This window comes from Streptomyces sp. SS7 (assembly GCF_037993025.1).
Taxonomy (GTDB): domain Bacteria; phylum Actinomycetota; class Actinomycetes; order Streptomycetales; family Streptomycetaceae; genus Streptomyces.
On the sequence record NZ_CP141223.1, the window covers coordinates 7,844,148 to 7,861,778 of the forward strand.

At 73.5% G+C, this 17,631-nt stretch carries 16 protein-coding genes and 1 pseudogene; 10 read left to right on the forward strand and 7 right to left on the reverse strand.

Going from position 1 to position 17,631, the window contains the following annotated elements:
- Positions 1–19: 19 nt before the first annotated feature.
- Positions 20–1,498, forward strand: coding sequence for a cytochrome P450 (locus U5640_RS35980; RefSeq protein ID WP_340382063.1), 1,479 nt, complete (start codon positions 20–22; stop codon positions 1,496–1,498).
- A gap of 16 nt (positions 1,499–1,514) precedes the next feature.
- Here the strand turns inward: U5640_RS35980 and U5640_RS35985 are convergent, their stop codons facing one another.
- Positions 1,515–2,462 (reverse strand): RluA family pseudouridine synthase, encoded by a 948-nt coding sequence (locus tag U5640_RS35985; RefSeq protein WP_340382065.1) that lies wholly within the window; start codon positions 2,460–2,462, stop codon positions 1,515–1,517.
- A 70-nt stretch (positions 2,463–2,532) separates the two neighbouring features.
- Between U5640_RS35985 and U5640_RS35990 the strand changes: the two genes are divergently transcribed.
- Both U5640_RS35990 and U5640_RS35995 read left to right on the forward strand, forming a co-directional pair.
- On the forward strand, positions 2,533–3,114 hold the full coding sequence (locus U5640_RS35990; RefSeq protein ID WP_340382067.1) for a GNAT family N-acetyltransferase: 582 nt from the start codon (positions 2,533–2,535) through the stop codon (positions 3,112–3,114).
- Between the two features lie 99 nt (positions 3,115–3,213).
- Positions 3,214–3,744 carry a hypothetical protein gene (locus U5640_RS35995; RefSeq protein WP_340382069.1) on the forward strand — a complete coding sequence of 177 codons (531 nt, stop codon included), beginning with the start codon at positions 3,214–3,216 and terminating at the stop codon, positions 3,742–3,744.
- 116 nt (positions 3,745–3,860) lie between these two features.
- Here the strand turns inward: U5640_RS35995 and U5640_RS36000 are convergent, their stop codons facing one another.
- From U5640_RS36000 to U5640_RS36010, 3 genes are all read right to left on the reverse strand, one after another.
- Entirely contained in the window at positions 3,861–5,402 is a 1,542-nt protein-coding gene (locus U5640_RS36000; RefSeq protein WP_340382071.1) for an amino acid permease, read from the reverse strand.
- A 122-nt stretch (positions 5,403–5,524) separates the two neighbouring features.
- On the reverse strand, positions 5,525–6,370 hold the full coding sequence (locus U5640_RS36005) for a siderophore-interacting protein (RefSeq protein WP_340382073.1): 846 nt from the start codon (positions 6,368–6,370) through the stop codon (positions 5,525–5,527).
- Positions 6,371–6,464: 94 nt separating this feature from the next.
- On the reverse strand, positions 6,465–7,412 hold the full coding sequence (locus U5640_RS36010) for a 5'-3' exonuclease (RefSeq protein ID WP_340382075.1): 948 nt from the start codon (positions 7,410–7,412) through the stop codon (positions 6,465–6,467).
- A gap of 43 nt (positions 7,413–7,455) precedes the next feature.
- Between U5640_RS36010 and U5640_RS36015 the strand changes: the two genes are divergently transcribed.
- The 4 genes from U5640_RS36015 (at position 7,456) to U5640_RS36030 (ending at position 10,790) form a co-directional block, all read left to right on the forward strand.
- Complete coding sequence (locus U5640_RS36015) at positions 7,456–7,761, forward strand: hypothetical protein (RefSeq protein ID WP_340382077.1); 306 nt, start codon at positions 7,456–7,458, stop codon at positions 7,759–7,761.
- Between the two features lie 196 nt (positions 7,762–7,957).
- Positions 7,958–8,527, forward strand: a complete 570-nt coding sequence (locus U5640_RS36020) for a helix-turn-helix domain-containing protein (RefSeq protein ID WP_340382079.1) — start codon at positions 7,958–7,960, stop codon at positions 8,525–8,527.
- 5 nt (positions 8,528–8,532) lie between these two features.
- Complete coding sequence (locus U5640_RS36025; protein ID WP_340382083.1) at positions 8,533–9,252, forward strand: helical backbone metal receptor; 720 nt, start codon at positions 8,533–8,535, stop codon at positions 9,250–9,252.
- A 608-nt stretch (positions 9,253–9,860) separates the two neighbouring features.
- A complete protein-coding gene (locus tag U5640_RS36030) occupies positions 9,861–10,790 on the forward strand; it encodes a LysR family transcriptional regulator (protein WP_340382085.1) in 930 nt (309 codons plus the stop codon).
- 244 nt (positions 10,791–11,034) lie between these two features.
- Here U5640_RS36030 and U5640_RS36035 read toward each other — a convergent pair whose 3' ends face one another.
- Together U5640_RS36035 and U5640_RS36040 are read right to left on the reverse strand one after the other, a co-directional pair.
- The gene (locus U5640_RS36035) at positions 11,035–11,754 is read right to left on the reverse strand and encodes a gamma-glutamyl-gamma-aminobutyrate hydrolase family protein (protein WP_340382087.1); all 720 of its coding nucleotides are present in this window, start codon (positions 11,752–11,754) and stop codon (positions 11,035–11,037) included.
- A 95-nt stretch (positions 11,755–11,849) separates the two neighbouring features.
- Positions 11,850–12,584: an FCD domain-containing protein gene (locus U5640_RS36040; RefSeq protein WP_340382089.1), complete on the reverse strand. Its 735-nt coding sequence runs from the start codon at positions 12,582–12,584 to the stop codon at positions 11,850–11,852.
- Between the two features lie 110 nt (positions 12,585–12,694).
- Between U5640_RS36040 and U5640_RS36045 the strand changes: the two genes are divergently transcribed.
- From U5640_RS36045 to U5640_RS36055, 3 genes and pseudogenes are all read left to right on the forward strand, one after another.
- Positions 12,695–14,056, forward strand: coding sequence for a glutamine synthetase family protein (locus tag U5640_RS36045; protein WP_340382091.1), 1,362 nt, complete (start codon positions 12,695–12,697; stop codon positions 14,054–14,056).
- 122 nt (positions 14,057–14,178) lie between these two features.
- Positions 14,179–15,564, forward strand: a complete 1,386-nt coding sequence (locus U5640_RS36050; RefSeq protein ID WP_340382093.1) for an aldehyde dehydrogenase family protein — start codon at positions 14,179–14,181, stop codon at positions 15,562–15,564.
- Positions 15,561–16,353, forward strand: a pseudogene (locus U5640_RS36055) (3-oxoacyl-ACP reductase). The gene U5640_RS36050 and the pseudogene U5640_RS36055 overlap by 4 nt, the downstream one beginning before the upstream one ends.
- A gap of 3 nt (positions 16,354–16,356) precedes the next feature.
- Here U5640_RS36055 and U5640_RS36060 read toward each other — a convergent pair.
- Positions 16,357–17,559 carry an amino acid deaminase/aldolase gene (locus U5640_RS36060; protein WP_340382095.1) on the reverse strand — a complete coding sequence of 401 codons (1,203 nt, stop codon included), beginning with the start codon at positions 17,557–17,559 and terminating at the stop codon, positions 16,357–16,359.
- Positions 17,560–17,631: the final 72 nt, after the last annotated feature.

The window sequence follows — 17,631 nt, forward strand, 5'->3', positions numbered from 1 at the left end:
CAGTTGCGGAGCGACCCCTGTGACCCCTGAACACCCCACGACGACCGGACCCCACGACCTCGCCCTGGACCCCCCGCCAGGCTGCCCCGCCCATGCCACCGGCACCGGCGGACTGGCCCGGCTGTACGGCCCCGGCGCGGAGGACCTCGGTGAGCTGTACGAGCAACTGCGCGAGCAGTACGGCCCCGTGGCCCCGGTCCTGCTCCACGACGACCTGCCGATGTGGATGGTGCTCGGCCACGCCGAGAACCTCCAGATGCTGCGGACGCCCTCGACGTTCACCAAGGACACCCGTATCTGGACGCCGCAGCGCGAGGGCCGCGTCCGGCCCGACCACCCGTACATGCCGCACATCGCCTGGCAGCCGATCTGCGCCCACGCCGAGGGCGAGGAGCACAAGCGGCTGCGCGGCGCGGTCACCGCGGCCATGGAGACCCTCGACGAGCGCAGTGTGCGCCGGTACATCTACCGGGCCACGCAGACCCTGGTCAACCGCTTCTGCGAGGAGGGCCGGGCCGACCTCGTCGGCCAGTTCGCCGAGCACCTCCCCATGGCGGTGATGTGCCAGCTCCTCGGCATGCCCGACGAGTACGACGACAAGATGGTCGCCTGCGCCCGGGACGCGCTCAAGGGCAGCGAGACCGCCGTCGAGAGCCACGCGTACGTCGTCGAGGCGCTGAGCCGGCTCACCGTGCGCCGCCGCGCCGCACCCGCCGAGGACTTCACCAGCCATCTCATCGCCCACCCGGCCGGGCTGAGCGACGACGAGGTCCGAGAGCACCTGCGGCTGGTGCTCTTCGCCGCCTACGAGGCCACGGTCAACCTGCTCTCCAACGTCCTGCGCATGGTCCTCACCGACCCGCGCTTCGTCGCCCGCCTCAACGGCGGCGAGATGACCGTGCCGGAGGCGGTCGAGCAGTCCCTGTGGGACGAGCCGCCGTTCAGCACGATCTTCGGCTACATGGCCAAACAGGACACCGAGCTGGGCGGCCAGCGCATCCGCGCCGGTGACGGGCTCTTCTTCGCGCCGGCCCCCGCCAATGTCGACCCCCGGGTGCGCCCCGACCTCTCCGCCCACATGCGGGGCAACCGCTCCCACCTCGCCTTCGGCCGTGGCCCCCACGAGTGCCCCGGCCAGGACATCGGGCGCGCCATCGCCGACGTCGGGGTCGACGCGCTGCTGTCCCGGCTGCCGGACATCCAGCTCGCCTGCGACGAGGACGAACTGCGCTGGACGACGTCGATCGCCTCCCGGCAACTGGTGGCGCTGCCGGCGCACTTCGAGCCCAAGCCCCAGCAGGACGTCAAGCTGAAGCCGACCCACGCGGCGTCGGTCCCGCCGCAGCGCGCCTTCCGTCCGCTGACCATCGACCCCCGGCCGGCGCCCCCCGCGCCCGAGCCGACGGCCGCCCCGCAGCCCGCACCGGCCGTCCCCGAGCAGCCGGTCCGCCGCCCCGGCGCCTGGCAGCGGTTCCTGATCTGGTGGCGGGGCTACTGAGCCGCCGCCCCGGCGGCTAACCGGCCCAACGGGCGTACGCCACCCAGGACTCCAGCTCCCTGCCACTACGCAGCCGGTGGTGCGCCCCGGTGACCGGATCGGTGAACTCCAGCTCCCGCGCCAGGAGTTGCAGCGGGCGCCGGAAGTCACCGGCCGGCCCGGGCGGGGCCACCTCCGGGTAGAGCGGGTCGCCCAGGATCGGCACGCCCAACGCGCTCATGTGGACGCGCAGCTGATGGGTCTGACCGGTGTGCGGGACCAGCCGGTAGCGGGCCAGCCCGTCCGGCCGGTGCTGGACCGGCTCGATGTCGCTGACCGCGTTCGGCTCCCCCGGCACCTCGAACGCGGCCGGCGTGCCGCGCTCCTTCACGATCCGGCTGCGCACGGTCACCGGCCAGGCCCGCGCCGGATCGTAGGGGGCGACGGCCTCGTACACCTTGCGCACCCGCCGGTCGCGGAACAGCGTCTGGTAGGCGCCGCGCTCCTCGGGCCGCACCGTGAACAGCAGGAGTCCTGCGGTGAGCCGGTCCAGGCGGTGTGCCGCGCCCAGGGCGGGGATGCCGAGCTCCCGCCGGAGCCGGGCCAGCGCGGTCTCGGTGACATGGCTGCCGCGCGGGGTGGTGGCCAGGAAGTGCGGCTTGTCCACGACGACGATGTGCTCGTCGCGGTGCACGACCTCCAGGGGGAACGGCACCGGCACCTCGGCGGGCAGCTCCCGGTGGAACCACACGAACATGCCCGGCACGAACGGGGCGTCCGGCGGCACCGCCGCCCCGTCGGCGCCGACCACCAGCCCGGCCCGCAGCATCCCGTCGACGACTCCGGCGCCCGCCCCGCTGAGCCGCTCCACCAAGTGGTCCCGCACGGTGGCCCACCGCCCCTCGCCCGGCAACCGCACCCGCACCGGATCGATCCCGTCGCGCTGGGGCAGAGGGGAGGGCGGGGGAGGGGTGCGGCGTCTCATCGGGGTCCAGGGTACGAGGGCATCGGAAAACCCGTTGGCCGGGACGGGTGCCGTTGGCAGGATGCGCCCCATGCCGTACACCGCCGCCACGGTGCTGCCCGCCGGAACGCTGTCCGCCGCCCCGCAGCCCGTCCTGCCCACCGGGGACGGACTCGTTCTGCGTCCGTGGCGGGCGGAGGACGCCCCCGCCGTGCACGCCGTCTTCCAGGATCCGCTGATCCACCAGTGGCACCTCAGGGCCGCCGAGTCCCTGGCGGAGGTCGCCGGGTGGATCGAGGAGTGGCAGCGGGCCTGGAGCGGTGAGCGCGACGCCCAGTGGGCCGTCGCCGACGCGAACACCGACCGCATCCGGGGGCGGGTGGCGCTGCGCGAGATCGCGTTGGGCGAGGGGACGGCCGAGGTGGCGTACTGGACCGCTCCGGAGGCCCGCGGCCACGGCACGGCGGCCCGCGCCACGGTGGCGCTCGCCCACTGGGCCCTCGACGAGATCGGCTTCCACCGCCTGGAGCTGTCGCACGCCACCGCCAACGAGGCGTCCTGCCGCGTCGCGACGAAGGCCGGCTTCGTCCTGGAGGGCACGAGGCGCAGCGCCGCCCTGCACCGGGACGGCTGGCACGACATGCATCTCCACGCGCGCGTGCAGGGCGACTGAGGGCCATCACCCGATCGTGGTCATCACCCGGGCGCACACCCCCATCAGGGGCATGCACGGCGCATGATGCGACCTCGGCCACGCTCGCCCGGGGGACCCATGCGCCAGACCGCCACCGCTGTCCTGCTCGCCGTCGTGTTCGCTCTCGCGGGCTGCTCCGGGGGGAGCGGTGACACGGACGCCGAGCCCGGTACCGGCCCTGCGGCGCGGACACCTTCGGCGACACCGGGGATGCTGCTGCGCCCTGTCTGGGGGCCCAGGCTCGAAGCCGCCACCGGCAAGCGGGGCGAGGGCACGTCGGCCTGCCGGACGCCGTCGAGCGACGCCTGCGCCGGTTACGCGCGCGCCGTCATGAAGGTCGTCGCGGGCCTGGAGGCGGCGATCGAGCGGTCGGGCGGCGCGTACCCGAAGGCGCGGGCCCAGATCGCCAGGATGAAGGCCGCGCAGGCGGCGTACGTGGCCGGCGGGTGCCACGGGGACGTCACGGCGGACGATCCGAACTCGCGGTGCCACGGGGTGGTGGCCGTCACCATCGGGGCGTCCACCCTGGACGTGACGCTGCTGACCGACGAGGTCGGCATGCGGGCGCACGGGCGGGAGACGGAGGGCGCTGTCAGTGGGGGCGCATAGTCTGCTCGTATCACCGTTCACGCATGCTGCTGGCTGCGCACGCTGAACGCACCGATGCCCCGCCCGATGGACAGCGCCAACGGCGGGGCATCGCTGTGCCGCGGTCGCTCTCGCGCTCACTCCACGCGGAGGCCGCGACGGCCGAGGGTCCGGTAGAGGAGGCCGGCCACCACCGTGACCAGCAGGAACAGCACGGTGAACCACTGGAAGTACCAGTGGCCGCCCGCCGGGTCGTACACCGCCGCGCGGGGCCAGGCCAGGTTGACGGTCATCAGCAGGCCGTAGAGCAGGGCGAGGGCGTTGACGGGGATGCCCCAGCGGCCCAGCGAGAACAGCGGGGCGCCCCGCTCGTCGGTGCCGGCCGAGGAGAACCCGCCGCGCAGCCGGCGCACCAGCAGCGGGCCGGTGACCATCGCGTAGGCGAGGTACAGCATCACGATGCAGGTGGTGCCGATGGCCAGGAAGGCGTCCGGCGAGGCGAAGTTCAGCAGGAGCAGGGCCGCCGCGAGGACGCCGACGACGAGGGCGGGGGCGCTCGGCATGCCGGTGCGCGGGTTCACCCGGGCCAGGCGCGCGGAGAACGGGAGCTGACCGTCGCGGGCCATGGAGAACAGCATCCGGCAGGCCGCCGTCTGGATGGCGAGCGTGGCCACGGCGATCGCCACCACCACGTCCGCGAGGAGCACCTTGCCGACGCCGTCGCCGAGGCTGCTGGTCAGGACGTAGGACAGTCCGTCGACGCCGAGGTGCCCGTCGGTGAGGCTGGGCGCGGCGAGCAGTCCGCCGAGCACGATCAGCCCGCCGAGCAGCCCGGCGGCGCCGAGCGCGGTGAGGATCGTGCGGGGCGCCGTACGGCGGGGGTGGTGGGTCTCCTCGCTCATCTCGCCCGCGCTGTCGAAGCCGATCATCACGTACGCGGCGGTGAACGAGCCCACCGCGAGTGCCCCGAACAGGCCCGACTGGGCGGCGCCCGTGGTGTGGAAGGTGATGCCGGGCGTGCGCTCGGAGTGGGTGAGCAGCAGGACGACGATGAGGACCGCGCCGATGATCTCGGCGGTCACCCCGACCCGGTTGATCACCGACATCACCCGGTTGTCGACGACGTTGACGAGGGTGGTCAGGACCAGCAGGACCACGCCGAGCAGGGCCGCGTTGGCCGCGCCGTCGGGGGAGACGGGCGAGGGGTCGGTGCCGATCAGCTGGAAGCCGGACCAGATCGCCGGCAGCACCATCTGCAGGGCGAGCGCGGCGGCCGCGACGACGACGATCTGCCCGATGACCATGATCCAGCCGGCGAACCAGCCGAACGACGGCGTCGACAGCCGCGACGACCACTGGTAGATCGCGCCGGAGATCGGATAGCGGGCCGCCAGTTCCGCGAAGCAGGCGGCCACCAGCAGCTGCCCGATCAGCACCACCGGCCAGGCCCAGAAGAAGACGGGGCCGCCGAACGCGTACCCGAAGGCGAAGAACTGGAAGACCGTCGTCAGGACGGAGATGAAGGAGAAGCCGGCGGCGAACGAGGCGTAGCGGCCCAGACTGCGGTGGAGTTCCTGGCGGTAGCCGAACTCGGCGAGGGAGCGGTCGTCCGGGGCGGGGGCGTGGGCGGGGGAGTGCGGCGGGTCGGGGCGTACGTCGGCGGGGGAGCTGGTGGTCACGGCGGCACCTGCCTTGGGCGCGAATTCCTGTCGGGCGACAGAAATTAGGGACGCCCTGTTTCGCAGGTGTCACGCCGCCGTGTCCGGGGCGGGCCCAAGTCCTCACGCTCCCCCGGAGCGGGCTACGCGGCCGGTGCCGCGCCCTCCTGCTCGGCCTCCACGCGCGCGTTCCAGTCCCGCTTCGAGGCCTGCCAGCCGTCCTCGTTGTGGCCGAGCCGCCAGTAGCCGGAGATCGACAGATCCTCGCGCGGCACGGCCAGCTCGACGCGGAGCAGCCGGCGCAGCTCCTTCACGGCCGCCGCCTCGCCGTGCACGAAGGCGTGCACGCGGCCCTCGGGGAACTCCAGCGCGGTCACGGCCTCGACCAGCCGCTCACCGACGGGCCGGCCGTCGCGGTGCAGCCAGACGACCTGCACGTCGGAGTCGATCTTCTGCTCCTCCTCGGGGCCGTCGACCTCGATGAAGGCGTGCGCCACCGCACCGGAGGGCAGTGACTCCAGCGCGGCCGCGATCGCCGGCAGGGCGCTCTCGTCACCGGCGAACAGATGCCAGTCGGCGGCGGTGTCGGGGGCGTAGGCACCGCCGGGGCCCATGAAGCGGACGGTCTCGCCCGGCTGGACGCGCGCCGCCCACGGCCCGGCCAGGCCCTCGTCGCCGTGGATCACGAAGTCCAGGGTCAGTTCGCGGTGTTCGGGGTTCCATGCCCGCACGGTGTACGTCCGGGTCACGGGCCACTGCTCGCGCGGGAACTCGGCGCGGATCCGCTCCAGGTCGAAGGGCTCGGGGTAGGTCACACCCTCGGGGCCGAAGAGGAGCTTCACGTAGTGGTCCGTGCAGGCGCCCGCCGAGAACTCGGCCAGGCCCTCGCCGCCGAGCACCACGCGCTGCATGTGCGGGGTCAGCCGTTCGGTGCGGACGACCTGCGCGGCGTGGGGCGTGCGCGGCGTGCGTGCCGGACGTTCTGCCATGACGGCCTCCCGTGGTCTATGGTTAGGTTTACCTAAGTTAGCATCTCTTCCCCCGGTGGCGCCTCTCCCGTACGAGGTGCGGCGAGAGCGCGGCTCACGCGCCGTCCGCCCCGGTGGCGCCCAGGGTCAGCAGCAGGCGCTGCAGTGACCCGCCCAGCCCCCAGCGCTCCGCGAGCGCCTCCAGTGTCGCCCCGTCCCGTGGCGCGTGGGGCAAAGAAACGTTCACGTCGGGCAGCGGCACGTCGCCGGCGACCCTGACCACATCGGGGGCGACCGCGACGTACGGTCGCGCCTCGTCCAGCCGCCTGCGCTGCGCGGGGGTGAGCTTCGCCTTCGGGTCGTCGACCGCCGCCATGATCCCGGCGAGGTCGCCGAACTCGGCCAGCAGCTTGGCCGCCGTCTTCTCCCCGATGCCCGGCACCCCCGGCAGTCCGTCGCTCGGGTCGCCGCGCAGCAGCGCCAGATCGGCGTAACCGCGCCCGTCGACGCCGTACTTCTCGCGCAGCCACGCCTCGTCGGTCGTCTGGAGCGTGCCGACCCCCTTGAGCGGGTAGAGCACCCGCACCCCGCGCGCGTCGTCCACCAGCTGATACAGGTCGCGGTCGCCGGTGACGATGTCGACCGGGCCCGTCGCCCGCGCGGTGAACGTGCCGATCACGTCGTCCGCCTCGTAGCCGGCCACCCCCACCCGTGCGATGCCCAGCGCGTCCAGCACCGCCTCGATCACCGGCACCTGCGGCGAGAGCGTGTCCGGCACCTCCTCCTCGTCCGGTCCCACCGGGCGCTCCTCCGCGACCCGGTGCGCCTTGTAGGAGGGGATCAGGTCGACCCGCCACTTCGGGCGCCAGTCGGCGTCCATGCAGGCCACCAACTCGTCCGGCCGGTGGTCCTTGACCAGGCGGTCGATGAAGTCGAGCAGTCCGCGCACGGCGTTCACCGGCGTGCCGTCCGGGGCCTTCACGGAGTCCGGGACGCCGAAGTAGGCGCGGAAGTAGAGCGAGGCGGTGTCGAGGAGCATCAGTCGTCCGGTCACGCCTCGCATCATGCCCCACGGTGCCCCGTGGACCCGGCCGGTATTCGCTCCCGTGGCGGGAGCGAACCTCGCCCAAGAGGTCCGTCAGCGGGTCGCGCAGGTCACCGTTTGCACCAGCCAGGAGGCCGGCAAGGGCAAGGAGCAGGACGCGGCCCGCGGCCGGCTGGAGGACCACCCCGGTCTCGTCGACCGCCGGGCGCCGGTCGCCGGCACCCTCCCCTCGTGCATGTCCGCAGCGTGGACGCCCCGTCACCACGGCAAGGATCCGGCCAACCACGTACAGCCACCCCAAGGCCTCGGGTGTGGACCTTGCGAAGCCGGGGACGAGCGGGAACACTCACGCCCGTTCGCGCATTGAACCGGAAAAGCAGAGGGCGGCCGACCGCCCGGCGACCTGCGCGGCCCGCACCGCTGGCGCGATCTGGAGGGTCGTGTCTCCCGTGGTGTGTCCTCGATGTGACGGGCACATGAAACGGTTTGCCGAACATGCGTAGGGTGCAGAGAACTCTTCAGGACATCGACGGTTCCGACGAGCGAAGGAGGGAGCCGGAGCGATGGGCGACCACAAAGAACAGCCTCTGCGGGTCGGCGCGGCCGTACGGCGGCGACGCCGGGCCCTGGACCTCACCCTCGCCGTCGTGGCCGAGCGCAGCGGCCTGTCGGTCCCGTTCCTGAGCCAGATCGAGAACGACCGCGCCCGCCCCAGCACCGGCTCCCTGGAGAGACTCGCCGACGCCCTGCGCACCACGGCCGTCGAACTCCTCGCCGCCGCCGACCCGGCGTGCAGCGTGGACGTCGTCCGCGCGGAGGCCGCCGAGACCCCGGGCCCCGTGCCGCGTTCCCGCTCGCTGGTCCGCGGCCATCACCAGATGCACGCCACGGAGTTCACCGGCGACCACGAGGCCGGCCGGGAGATCCAGTACCGCAACGACCAGTTGATGTACGTCGCCGACGGCGCCGTGGAGATCGAGGCGGAGGGCCGCGCCTACCGCCTGGGCCGGGGCGACACCCTGTACCTGACCGGCGGGGTCCGCCACCGCTGGCGGGCGACCGTCCCGGACACCCGGGTGGTCGTCGTGGCCGTCGCCGAGCACATCGAGGCGGTCCGGGACCGGAAGCGCTGACGCCCGTGCGGATCGTCTCCCTGGTGCCCTCCCTGACGGAGGCGGTGGCCGTCTCCGTGCCCGGCGCGCTGGTCGGTGCCACCGACTGGTGCAGCCATCCGGCCGACCTGGGCGTCACCCGGATCGGCGGCACCAAGAACCCGGACGTCGAACGGATCGTCGCCCTCGCGCCCGACCTGGTGATCGCCAACGAGGAGGAGAACCGCGCGCCCGACCTCGCCGCCCTGCGCTCGGCGGGCGTCGAGGTGCTGGTCACGGAGGTGCGGAACGTCCCGCAGGCCTTCGGCGAGCTGGCCCGCGTCCTCACGGCGTGCGGCGCGCGCTCCCGGCCGCGCTGGCTGGACGAGGCCGAGGAGGAGTGGGCCGGGCTGAAGGAGCCCGGGACCCGCCTCTCGGCCGTCGTGCCGATCTGGCGCCGCCCCTGGATGGTGCTGGGCCGCGACACCTTCGCCGGTGACGTGCTGGCCCGCCTCGGCGTCGACCACCTCCACACGCACCACGAGGACCGCTACCCCAGGATCGCCCTGGACGACCTGCGGGCGGCCGCCCCCGACGTCGTCGTCCTCCCCGACGAGCCCTACCGCTTCACCGCCGAGGACGGCCCGGAGGCCTTCCCCGGGCTGCCCTGCGCGCTCGTCAGCGGACGGCATCTGACCTGGTACGGCCCCTCGCTCGCCGAGGCTCCCCGGGCGCTGGCCGAGGCCCTGCGCGCGGCGCTCGGCTGACCCGCCCCCGCCGGTGTGCCCCTCCGGCCCGCCTCACGGGGTGCCGGGGTCGTCGTGGTCGGTGAGCAGGGGGCTGTGGCGCTCGGTGAGGGGGCCCACGCCGAGATCGTCACGCATGAGCTTGCGCATCCTGGCGGCTGCTTGCCGCGTGCTTCCCAGCGGGCGGGGTCCTCCGCACTGCTGACGGCGGTGCCCTCGACGTAGCCGTCGCAGATGCGTCGCAGGCAGTGGAACACGCTGTTGGAGGCCTTGACCACGGGCTGGGGCGCGACGAGCCACATCCGTTCCGACGCGATGGCTGTGCCGGAGTCCCCAAAGGCCTCGCGCAGCGCGCGTGCCCGCTCGGCGTCGGAAGGGTGTTCCCGCCCGGCCACGGCCCGCAGGGTCTCACCGAGGACCTTCACGGTGGTGGTGTACTGCGTGCAGATGTCGAGCCGCAGTCGATGAACCTCCCTGGCGTTCTCGTGCTTCCACCGGTTCCGGTCGGCGACGGAAGTGGCGACGATGCCGATCGCGGCCCCGGCCAGGGTGGAGAGCAGTGGCAACCAGTCCATGCGGGCCAGCTTGTGCCATCCCGGGACGGCGGTACCAGGACATAAACTGGGCTTATGAGCAGCGGAACGTCGGAGGAACAGCCCCCGGTCACCGGCTCCCTCGCGCATCGCGTGCCGGAGCTCGGAGCGCTGGAACTGCTGCTGGCCGTGGCCCGGCTGGGCAGCCTCGGGGCGGCGGCCCGCGAGCTGGGCATCACCCAGCCCGCCGCGAGCAGCCGGATCCGCTCCATGGAACGGCAGCTCGGGGTGGCCCTCGTCGACCGTTCGCCGCGCGGGTCCCGCCTCACCGACGCGGGCGCGCTGGTGACGGACTGGGCCCGGCGGATCGTGGAGGCGGCGCAGGCCTTCGACGCGGGGGCGCAGGCGCTGCGGGACCGGCGGGACTCACGGCTGCGGGTGGCGGCGAGCATGACGATCGCGGAGTACCTGCTCCCGGGGTGGCTGGTCGCACTGCGCGAGGGCCGCCCCGACACGGCGGTCTCCCTCCACGCCGGGAACTCGGCGGCCGTGGCGGAACGGCTGCTGTCCGGGGAGGCGGACCTCGGCTTCGTGGAGGGGCTGACGGTCCCCGCCGGCCTCGACTCCGCCGTCATCGCCCACGACCGGCTGATCGTCGTGGTGGCCCCCGGACACGTCTGGGCGCGGCGCCGGCGGGCGCTGGCCGCCGCCGAACTGGCCGGCACCCCGCTGATCCTGCGGGAGAAGGGTTCCGGCACCCGCCAGGTCCTCGACAGCGCGCTCGGCGGGCTGGCGCGTCCCCTGATCGAGCTCTCCTCGACGACGGCCGTGAAGGCGGCGGCGGTGAGCGGTGCCGGGCCCGCGGTCCTCAGCGAACTGGCGGTCGGGGAGGAACTGTCCCTGCGGCGTCTGGTGGGCGTCCCGGTCGAGGGCGTCTCGCTCGCCCGGGACCTGCGCGCGGTCTGGCCGACCGGCCACCGCCCGACGGGCCCGGCGCGGGACCTGCTGTCCCTGACCCGAGGCTGAGGGCGCCACACGAAGGCGCCGCACCGAGGCGCCGGGCTCCGCATCTCAGGCCCTGGGCTCCGCATCTCGGGCCCGGCGCCGGGGCGCCTTGCCCACGCCGTACTCAGGCCCCGCACCGGTGCGCCGTACCCAGGCCCCGCACCGGGGCCTGGCTGCGGGGCCCCGCAGCCAGGCGCGCACAAGGCGCCGTGCCAAGGGAGACGCCGGTGCCCGCGCAGAGTCGCAGAGTGCGAGTCGGGCCCGCCTACGACGCGCCGGCGACGGACCGTGCGGCGTCGGCCGCCTCGATCAGGGCCCGCATAACCCGCAGGTCCTCCCCCATCTCCGGATGCCACTGCACCCCGAGCACCCAGCCGTCGGGGGCCGACGGCTCCACCGCCTCCACGGTCCCGTCCGCCGCGTACGCGCTCGCGACCAGACCGCTGCCCAGGCGGTCGACGGCCTGGTGGTGGAAGGTGGGCACGGCGCTCTCCTCCGGGACGGCGGCTGCGTACCGCGTGCCCGGCACCGGCTTGACCGGGTGACTGCCGAACACCCCGACCACCTCGGCGTGCCCCTCGATGTGCTGGGTCAGCGTGCCGCCGAGCGCCACGTTCAGCAGCTGCATGCCCCGGCAGATGCCCAGCAGCGGTACGCCCGCCGCCAGCGCCGCGTCGATCAGGGCGAGTTCCCACGCGTCCCGCTCCCGGGCCGGCGGGCCGGTACGGGGCTCGCGCTCGGCGCCGTAACGGACCGGTTCCACGTCCGGGCCGCCCGCGATCACCAGGCCGTCCAGCCGGGCGACCGTCGCCGCCGCGTGATCGGGCGCGTCCGGCGGCAGCAGCGCGGCCAGACCACCCGCCCGCTGCACCAGCCGGGGATACCCGGCGGGCAGCAGCGCGGCGTCCAGCTCCCACACGCCCCAGCGCGCCCCGGCCTCCAAATACGTGCTGACCCCGATCAGCGGGCGGCCGCCGTCCGTCATCCGTCCTCCCGACCCGTTCCGTACCCCGTCCGTCCAATGGACTGTACGCGCACCTTTTGACGGCCGGAAGATCGTGCCACGACGATCCTCGTGACTCAGGTCAAGAAGCCCCTCAGCAGCGCCGCCGTCCCCGAGCAGTGCTCACGCATCATCTCCCGCGCCCCGTCCGCGTCCCCGTCCAGCACCGCCTCGACCAGGGCGATGTGCTGGCGCTGCGAGTGCTCCAGGTTGCGCACCAGGAGCGGGATGCAGTCGAGCAGGTCGTTCACCGTCGCCCGCACGGCCGCGTACTGCGCCGTCAGCGAGGGGGAGCCGCACAGCTCGGCCAGGGTGAGATGGAGCAGGGTGTCCAGCCGCCGGTAGTCGGCCAGCGGGGCGTCCGCCGTCCGCGCGAGGGCGTCCCGCAGCCGGTCCGCCTGCTCGCCGGTCAGCCCGTGCGCCGCGCACAGCCCGGCCGCGCCGACCTCCAGCACCTCGCGGAACCGCAGCACGTCCTCGACGTCGACCTCGGCGATCCGGCGCCGCAGCTCGTCCTCGCCGCCGGCGTCCGCGCGCGGCAGCACGAACGTTCCGCCGTAGCGGCCCCGCCGGGACTCCACGAGCCCCTGGTCCTGGAGCACCTTCAGCACCTCGCGCAGGGTCACCCGGCTGATCCCCAGCCGCTCCGCCAGGATGCGCTCGGCCGGCAGCCGCTCACCGCCGGGCACCAGGCCCAGCCGGACGACCTGGAGAATCTGCTCCAGCGCCTCCTCGAAGCCGTTCCCCGCGCGCACCGGCCGCAGCACCGGGGTCAACCGGTCCTCCGAGCCGTCGTCCGCGTCCACCGGCATATGGCCGTGCCCCCCTTCCCAAGCAAAGGTTCTCGGCAATACCTTATGGCTCCCGGCCGTCCGAGTCATAGAGGCGAACACCAGCCGAGGAAGCCTGAGGAGGTCCTCCCGTGGCAGACCGCACACCCCCGCTCGGCGTCGAGGAACTGCACGCCCTCGTCGCGAGCGGTGACATCGACACCGTCGTCCTGGCCTTCCCCGACATGCAGGGGCGGCTCCAGGGCAAGCGGTTCGCCGCCCGCTTCTTCCTCGACGAGGTCCTCCACCACGGTACCGAGGGCTGCAACTACCTCCTCGCCGTCGACACCGAGATGAACACCGTCGACGGCTACGCCATGTCCTCCTGGGAGCGCGGCTACGGCGACTTCGCCATGCACCCCGACCTGTCCACCCTGCGCCGCGTGCCCTGGAACGCCGGTACCGCGATGCTCGTCGCCGACCTCGCCTGGAACGACGGCTCGCCGGTCGTCGCCGCCCCGCGCCAGATCCTGCGCCGCCAGCTGGAACGCCTCGCCGAGCACGGCCTCACCGCACAGGTCGGCACCGAGCTGGAGTTCATCGTCTTCAAGGACAGCTACGAACAGGCCTGGGACGCCAACTACCGGGGTCTGACCCCGGCCAACCAGTACAACATCGACTACTCGGTCCTCGGGACCGGACGCATCGAGCCGCTGCTGCGCCGCATCCGCAACGACATGGCCGGTGCCGGTCTCACCGTCGAGTCCGCCAAGGGCGAGTGCAACCCCGGCCAGCACGAGATCGCCTTCCGCTACGACGAGGCCCTCGTCACCTGCGACCAGCACGCGATCTACAAGACCGGTGCCAAGGAGATCGCCGCCCAGGAGGGCTGTTCCCTCACCTTCATGGCCAAGTTCAACGAGCGCGAGGGCAATTCCTGCCACATCCACCTCTCACTCACCGACGCCGACGGCCGCAACGCCTTCGCCGCCGAGGACGGCGGGATGACCGACACCATGCGGCACTTCCTCGCCGGGCAGCTCGCCGCCCTGCGCGACTTCTCGCTCCTCTACGCCCCCAACATCAACAGCTACAAGCGGTTCCAGCAGGGCTCGTTCGCCCCGACCGCCGTCGCCTGGGGCCACGACAACCGCACCTGCGCCCTGCGGGTCGTGGGACACGGCCGCTCGCTCAGGTTCGAGAACCGGCTGCCCGGCGGGGACGTCAACCCGCACCTCGCGGTCGCCGGGCTGGTCGCGGCGGGCCTGTACGGCGTCGAGCAGCGGCTGGAGCTGCCCGAGGCCTGCCCCGGCAACGCCTACACCGCCGACTACGCCCACGTACCCGGCACCCTCCGCGAGGCCGCCGAGCTGTGGGAGACCAGCCCGGTCGCCAAGGTGGCCTTCGGGGACGAGGTCGTCGCCCACTACCGCAACATGGCCCGCGTCGAGCTGGAGGCCTTCGACGCCGCCGTCACCGACTGGGAACTGCGCCGCTCCTTCGAACGCCTGTGACGCCCGGCCCGTGACGCGCCGCCCGTGACGTCCGAGCCCTGACGCCCCGCCCGTGACGCCCGGTTGCCGGCGCCTCGCCCCTGACGCCTCCCCCCGACGCCCCACCCGTGAAAGGCCACCCCTTGTCCGACCCGCACGAGCTCGTCGTCCTGAACCCGGCCACCGAGGAGGTCGTCGCCACCGTCCCCGCCGCCGACGCGGCCGACGCGGACGCGGCCGTCCGGCGCGCCACGGCGGCCCAGCCGCGCTGGGCCGCGCTCGCGCCCGCCGACCGGGCCCGGCTGCTGCGCCGGTTCGCCGACACCGTGGACGCCCACCTCGAAGAGCTGGCGCTGCTGGAGGTCCGCGAGGCCGGCCACCTCCTCGGCAACGCCCGCTGGGAGGCCGGCAACGCCCGCGACCTGCTGCTCTACGCGGCCGGCGGCATCGAACGCCTCACCGGCCGGCAGATCCCGGTCCCCGGCGGCTGGGACGTCACCTTCCACGAACCGCTCGGCGTGGTCGGGGTGATCGCCCCCTGGAACTTCCCGATGCCGATCGCCGCCTGGGGCTCCTTCCCGGCCCTCGCGGCCGGCAACGCGGTCGTCCTCAAGCCCGCCGAGACCACCCCGCTCACCGCCCTGCGCCTCGCCGAGCTCGCGCTCGACGCCGGCCTGCCCGAAGGGCTGTTCCAGGTCCTGCCCGGATACGGCGCCGTCGCGGGACGCGCGCTCGTCGACCACCCCGGCGTCGCGAAGATCGTGTTCACCGGCTCCACCCGCACCGGCCGCGAGGTCATGGAGCGCTGCGCGAGCCAGGTCAAGCCCGTCACCCTCGAACTCGGCGGCAAGAGCCCCAACGTCGTCTTCGCCGACGCCGACCTGAAGGCGGCCGTCGACCCCTTCTCCTTCCTCGACAACTCCGGCCAGGACTGCTGCGCCCGCACCCGGATCCTCGTCCAGGAGTCGGTGTACGACGAGGTGGCCGACCTCCTCGCCCGGGAGCTGTCCGCCGTCGTGGTCGGCGACCCGGCCGAAGAGGCCACCCAGATGGGCCCGCTGATCTCCCGTCAGCAGGTGGAGCGCGTACGGTCGTTCGTCCCCGACGACGCGCCCGGGCTGCGCGGCAGCGCCCCCGGGGGACCGGGCTTCTGGTTCCCGCCGACCGTCCTCACCGGCGCCGCACCCGACTCCGACGCCGCCCGCGAGGAGATCTTCGGCCCCGTCGCCGTCCTGCTGCCCTTCACCGACGAGGCGGACGCGATCCGGCTCGCCAACGACACGCCCTACGGCCTCTCCGGCTCCATCTGGACCCGGGACGTCGGCCGGGCCCTGCGCGTCTCGCAGGCGGTGCGCGCCGGCAACCTGTCGGTGAACTCGCACTCCAGCGTCCGCTACTGGACCCCGTTCGGCGGCTTCAAGCAGTCCGGCGTCGGCCGTGAGCTGGGCCCGGACGCCCTGACCGCCTTCACCGAGACCAAGAACGTGTTCATCTCCACGGAAACCAGCACGGAGGGCCCCGCACAGTGACCGCATCCACCGAAGAGATCGTCTGCCGTCGCCTCGTCGGCCGTACGGCCGTCATCACCGGAGCCGGCAGCGGCATCGGCCTCGCCACCGCCCGCCGGCTCGCCTCCGAGGGCGCCCACGTCGTCTGCGCCGACGTCGACGAGGCCCGCGGCAAGGCGGCCGCCGAGGAGGTCGGCGGGATCTTCGTGAAGGTCGACGTCACCGACGCCGAGCAGGTCGAGGCGCTGTTCAGAACGGCGGTACGACACCTACGGCAGCGTCGACGTCGCCTTCAACAACGCGGGCATCTCGCCGCCCGACGACGACTCCATCCTGGAGACCGGCCTGGAGGCCTGGAAGCGCGTCCAGGAGGTCAACCTGACCTCCGTCTACCTGTGCTGCAAGGCCGCCATCCCCTACATGCGCCGCCAGGGCAAGGGCTCGATCATCAACACGGCGTCGTTCGTGGCCAGGATGGGCGCGGCCACGTCGCAGATCTCGTACACCGCCTCCAAGGGCGGCGTCCTCGCGATGTCCCGTGAACTGGGCGTCCAGTTCGCCCGGGAGGGCATCCGGGTCAACGCCCTGTGCCCCGGCCCCGTCAACACCCCGCTGCTGCAGGAGCTGTTCGCGAAGGACCCGGAGCGGGCCGCACGGCGGCTGGTGCACATCCCCGTGGGCCGGTTCGCCGAGGCCGAGGAGATCGCCGCGGCCGTGGCCTTCCTGGCCAGCGACGACTCCTCGTTCGTCAACGCCGCCGACTTCCTGGTGGACGGCGGTATCGCCGGGGCGTACGTCACCCCGCTGTAGGGCTCACAGGAACGTGTGTCCCTCACCCCGGTAGGTGGGCACGGTCGCCGTGACCGTGTCCCCCTCCACCAGGTGCAGCACGTCGAACCGCTCGCACAGCTCACCGGCCTTCGCGTGCCGGAACCACACCTTGTCGCCGACCAGCAGATCGTCGGCGGGGGAGCCGAGGAGCGGGGTCTGCACCTCGCCGGGGCCCTCCTGGGGGTCGTACCGCAGTCCCTCGGGGAGGTAGGGCACGGGGAGCCGGTCCGGTCCGGCGGCACCGGAGGCCGGGTATCCGCCGCCCAGGACGGTCACGACGCCGACGCCGGGCCGCCGTACGACCGGCTGGGCGAACAGGGCGGCCGGACGCCCGGTGAACGACGTGTAGTTGTCGAACAGCCGCGGCACGTACAGCCCCGACCCGGCGCCGATCTCCGTCACCGCGTCCTCGGCGGCCGTGTGCTGCACACTGCCGGTCCCGCCGCCGTTGACGAACTCCAGGTCCGGGGCGACCGCCCGCACCGCCCGCACCACCGCGGCGCGCCGCTCGGCGAGTTCACGGCGGGCCGTGGCCTGCATCAGCCGGATCGCCCGGGACCGGAAGGGCCGCCCGGCCACGTCGTCCCCGACACCGGCGATATGACCCTCGTACGCCATGATCCCCACGAGCTTGAACCCCGGCCGCCGGGCCACCGCCCGTGCCACCTCGGCGACCTGCGCGGGGGAGTGCAGCGGGGAGCGCAGGGCGCCGACCCGCACCCGGCCGCCGAGCAGCTTCAGCGAGGTGTCCAACTCCAGGCAGACCCTGATGACTTCGGTGCCGCCGGCCCGCGCCGCGTCGATCAGGTCGAGCTGAGTCACGTCGTCGACCATGACCGCGACGGCGGCCGCGAGCTTGGGGTCGGCGGCGAGTTCGGCGAAGGCGGTGCGGTCGGCGGAGGGATAGGCGAGCAGGATGTCGTCGAAGCCGGAACGGGCGAGCCAGAGGGATTCGGCCAGGGTGAACGACATGATGCCCGCGAAGCCGTCCTTGGCCAGGACCCGCTCCAGCAGGGTCCGGCAGCGCACGGACTTGCTGGCCACGCGGATCGGCTTGCCGCCGGCCCGGCGGCGGAGGTCCTCGGCGTTGGCGTCGAAAGCGTCCAGGTCGACGATCGCGAGGGGGGCGTCGAGATGCTCGGTGGCCCGGTCGTAACGGGCCCGGTCGGCGGCGCGCGCAGTCATGAACGAAGCCTGCCAGACTCGATTACCGCAGGGTAGGGGGATGTTCCGGGCAGATGCCCCGTCGGTCACCTA

What these genes read in the sequence shown, in the direction of transcription:
- U5640_RS36040 (WP_340382089.1), bottom strand. Translation starts at nt 12,584, where the DNA reads ATGCCGGTGGACGCGGACGACGGCTCGGAGGACCGGTTGACCCCGGTG.
- U5640_RS36005 (WP_340382073.1), bottom strand. Translation starts at nt 6,370, where the DNA reads ATGGCAGAACGTCCGGCACGCACGCCGCGCACGCCCCACGCCGCGCAG.
- U5640_RS35995 (WP_340382069.1), top strand. Translation starts at nt 3,214, where the DNA reads ATGCGCCAGACCGCCACCGCTGTCCTGCTCGCCGTCGTGTTCGCTCTC.
- U5640_RS36060 (WP_340382095.1), bottom strand. Translation starts at nt 17,559, where the DNA reads ATGACTGCGCGCGCCGCCGACCGGGCCCGTTACGACCGGGCCACCGAG.
- U5640_RS36020 (WP_340382079.1), top strand. Translation starts at nt 7,958, where the DNA reads ATGGGCGACCACAAAGAACAGCCTCTGCGGGTCGGCGCGGCCGTACGG.
- U5640_RS35985 (WP_340382065.1), bottom strand. Translation starts at nt 2,462, where the DNA reads ATGAGACGCCGCACCCCTCCCCCGCCCTCCCCTCTGCCCCAGCGCGAC.
- U5640_RS36030 (WP_340382085.1), top strand. Translation starts at nt 9,861, where the DNA reads ATGAGCAGCGGAACGTCGGAGGAACAGCCCCCGGTCACCGGCTCCCTC.
- U5640_RS35990 (WP_340382067.1), top strand. Translation starts at nt 2,533, where the DNA reads ATGCCGTACACCGCCGCCACGGTGCTGCCCGCCGGAACGCTGTCCGCC.
- U5640_RS36010 (WP_340382075.1), bottom strand. Translation starts at nt 7,412, where the DNA reads ATGCGAGGCGTGACCGGACGACTGATGCTCCTCGACACCGCCTCGCTC.
- U5640_RS36035 (WP_340382087.1), bottom strand. Translation starts at nt 11,754, where the DNA reads ATGACGGACGGCGGCCGCCCGCTGATCGGGGTCAGCACGTATTTGGAG.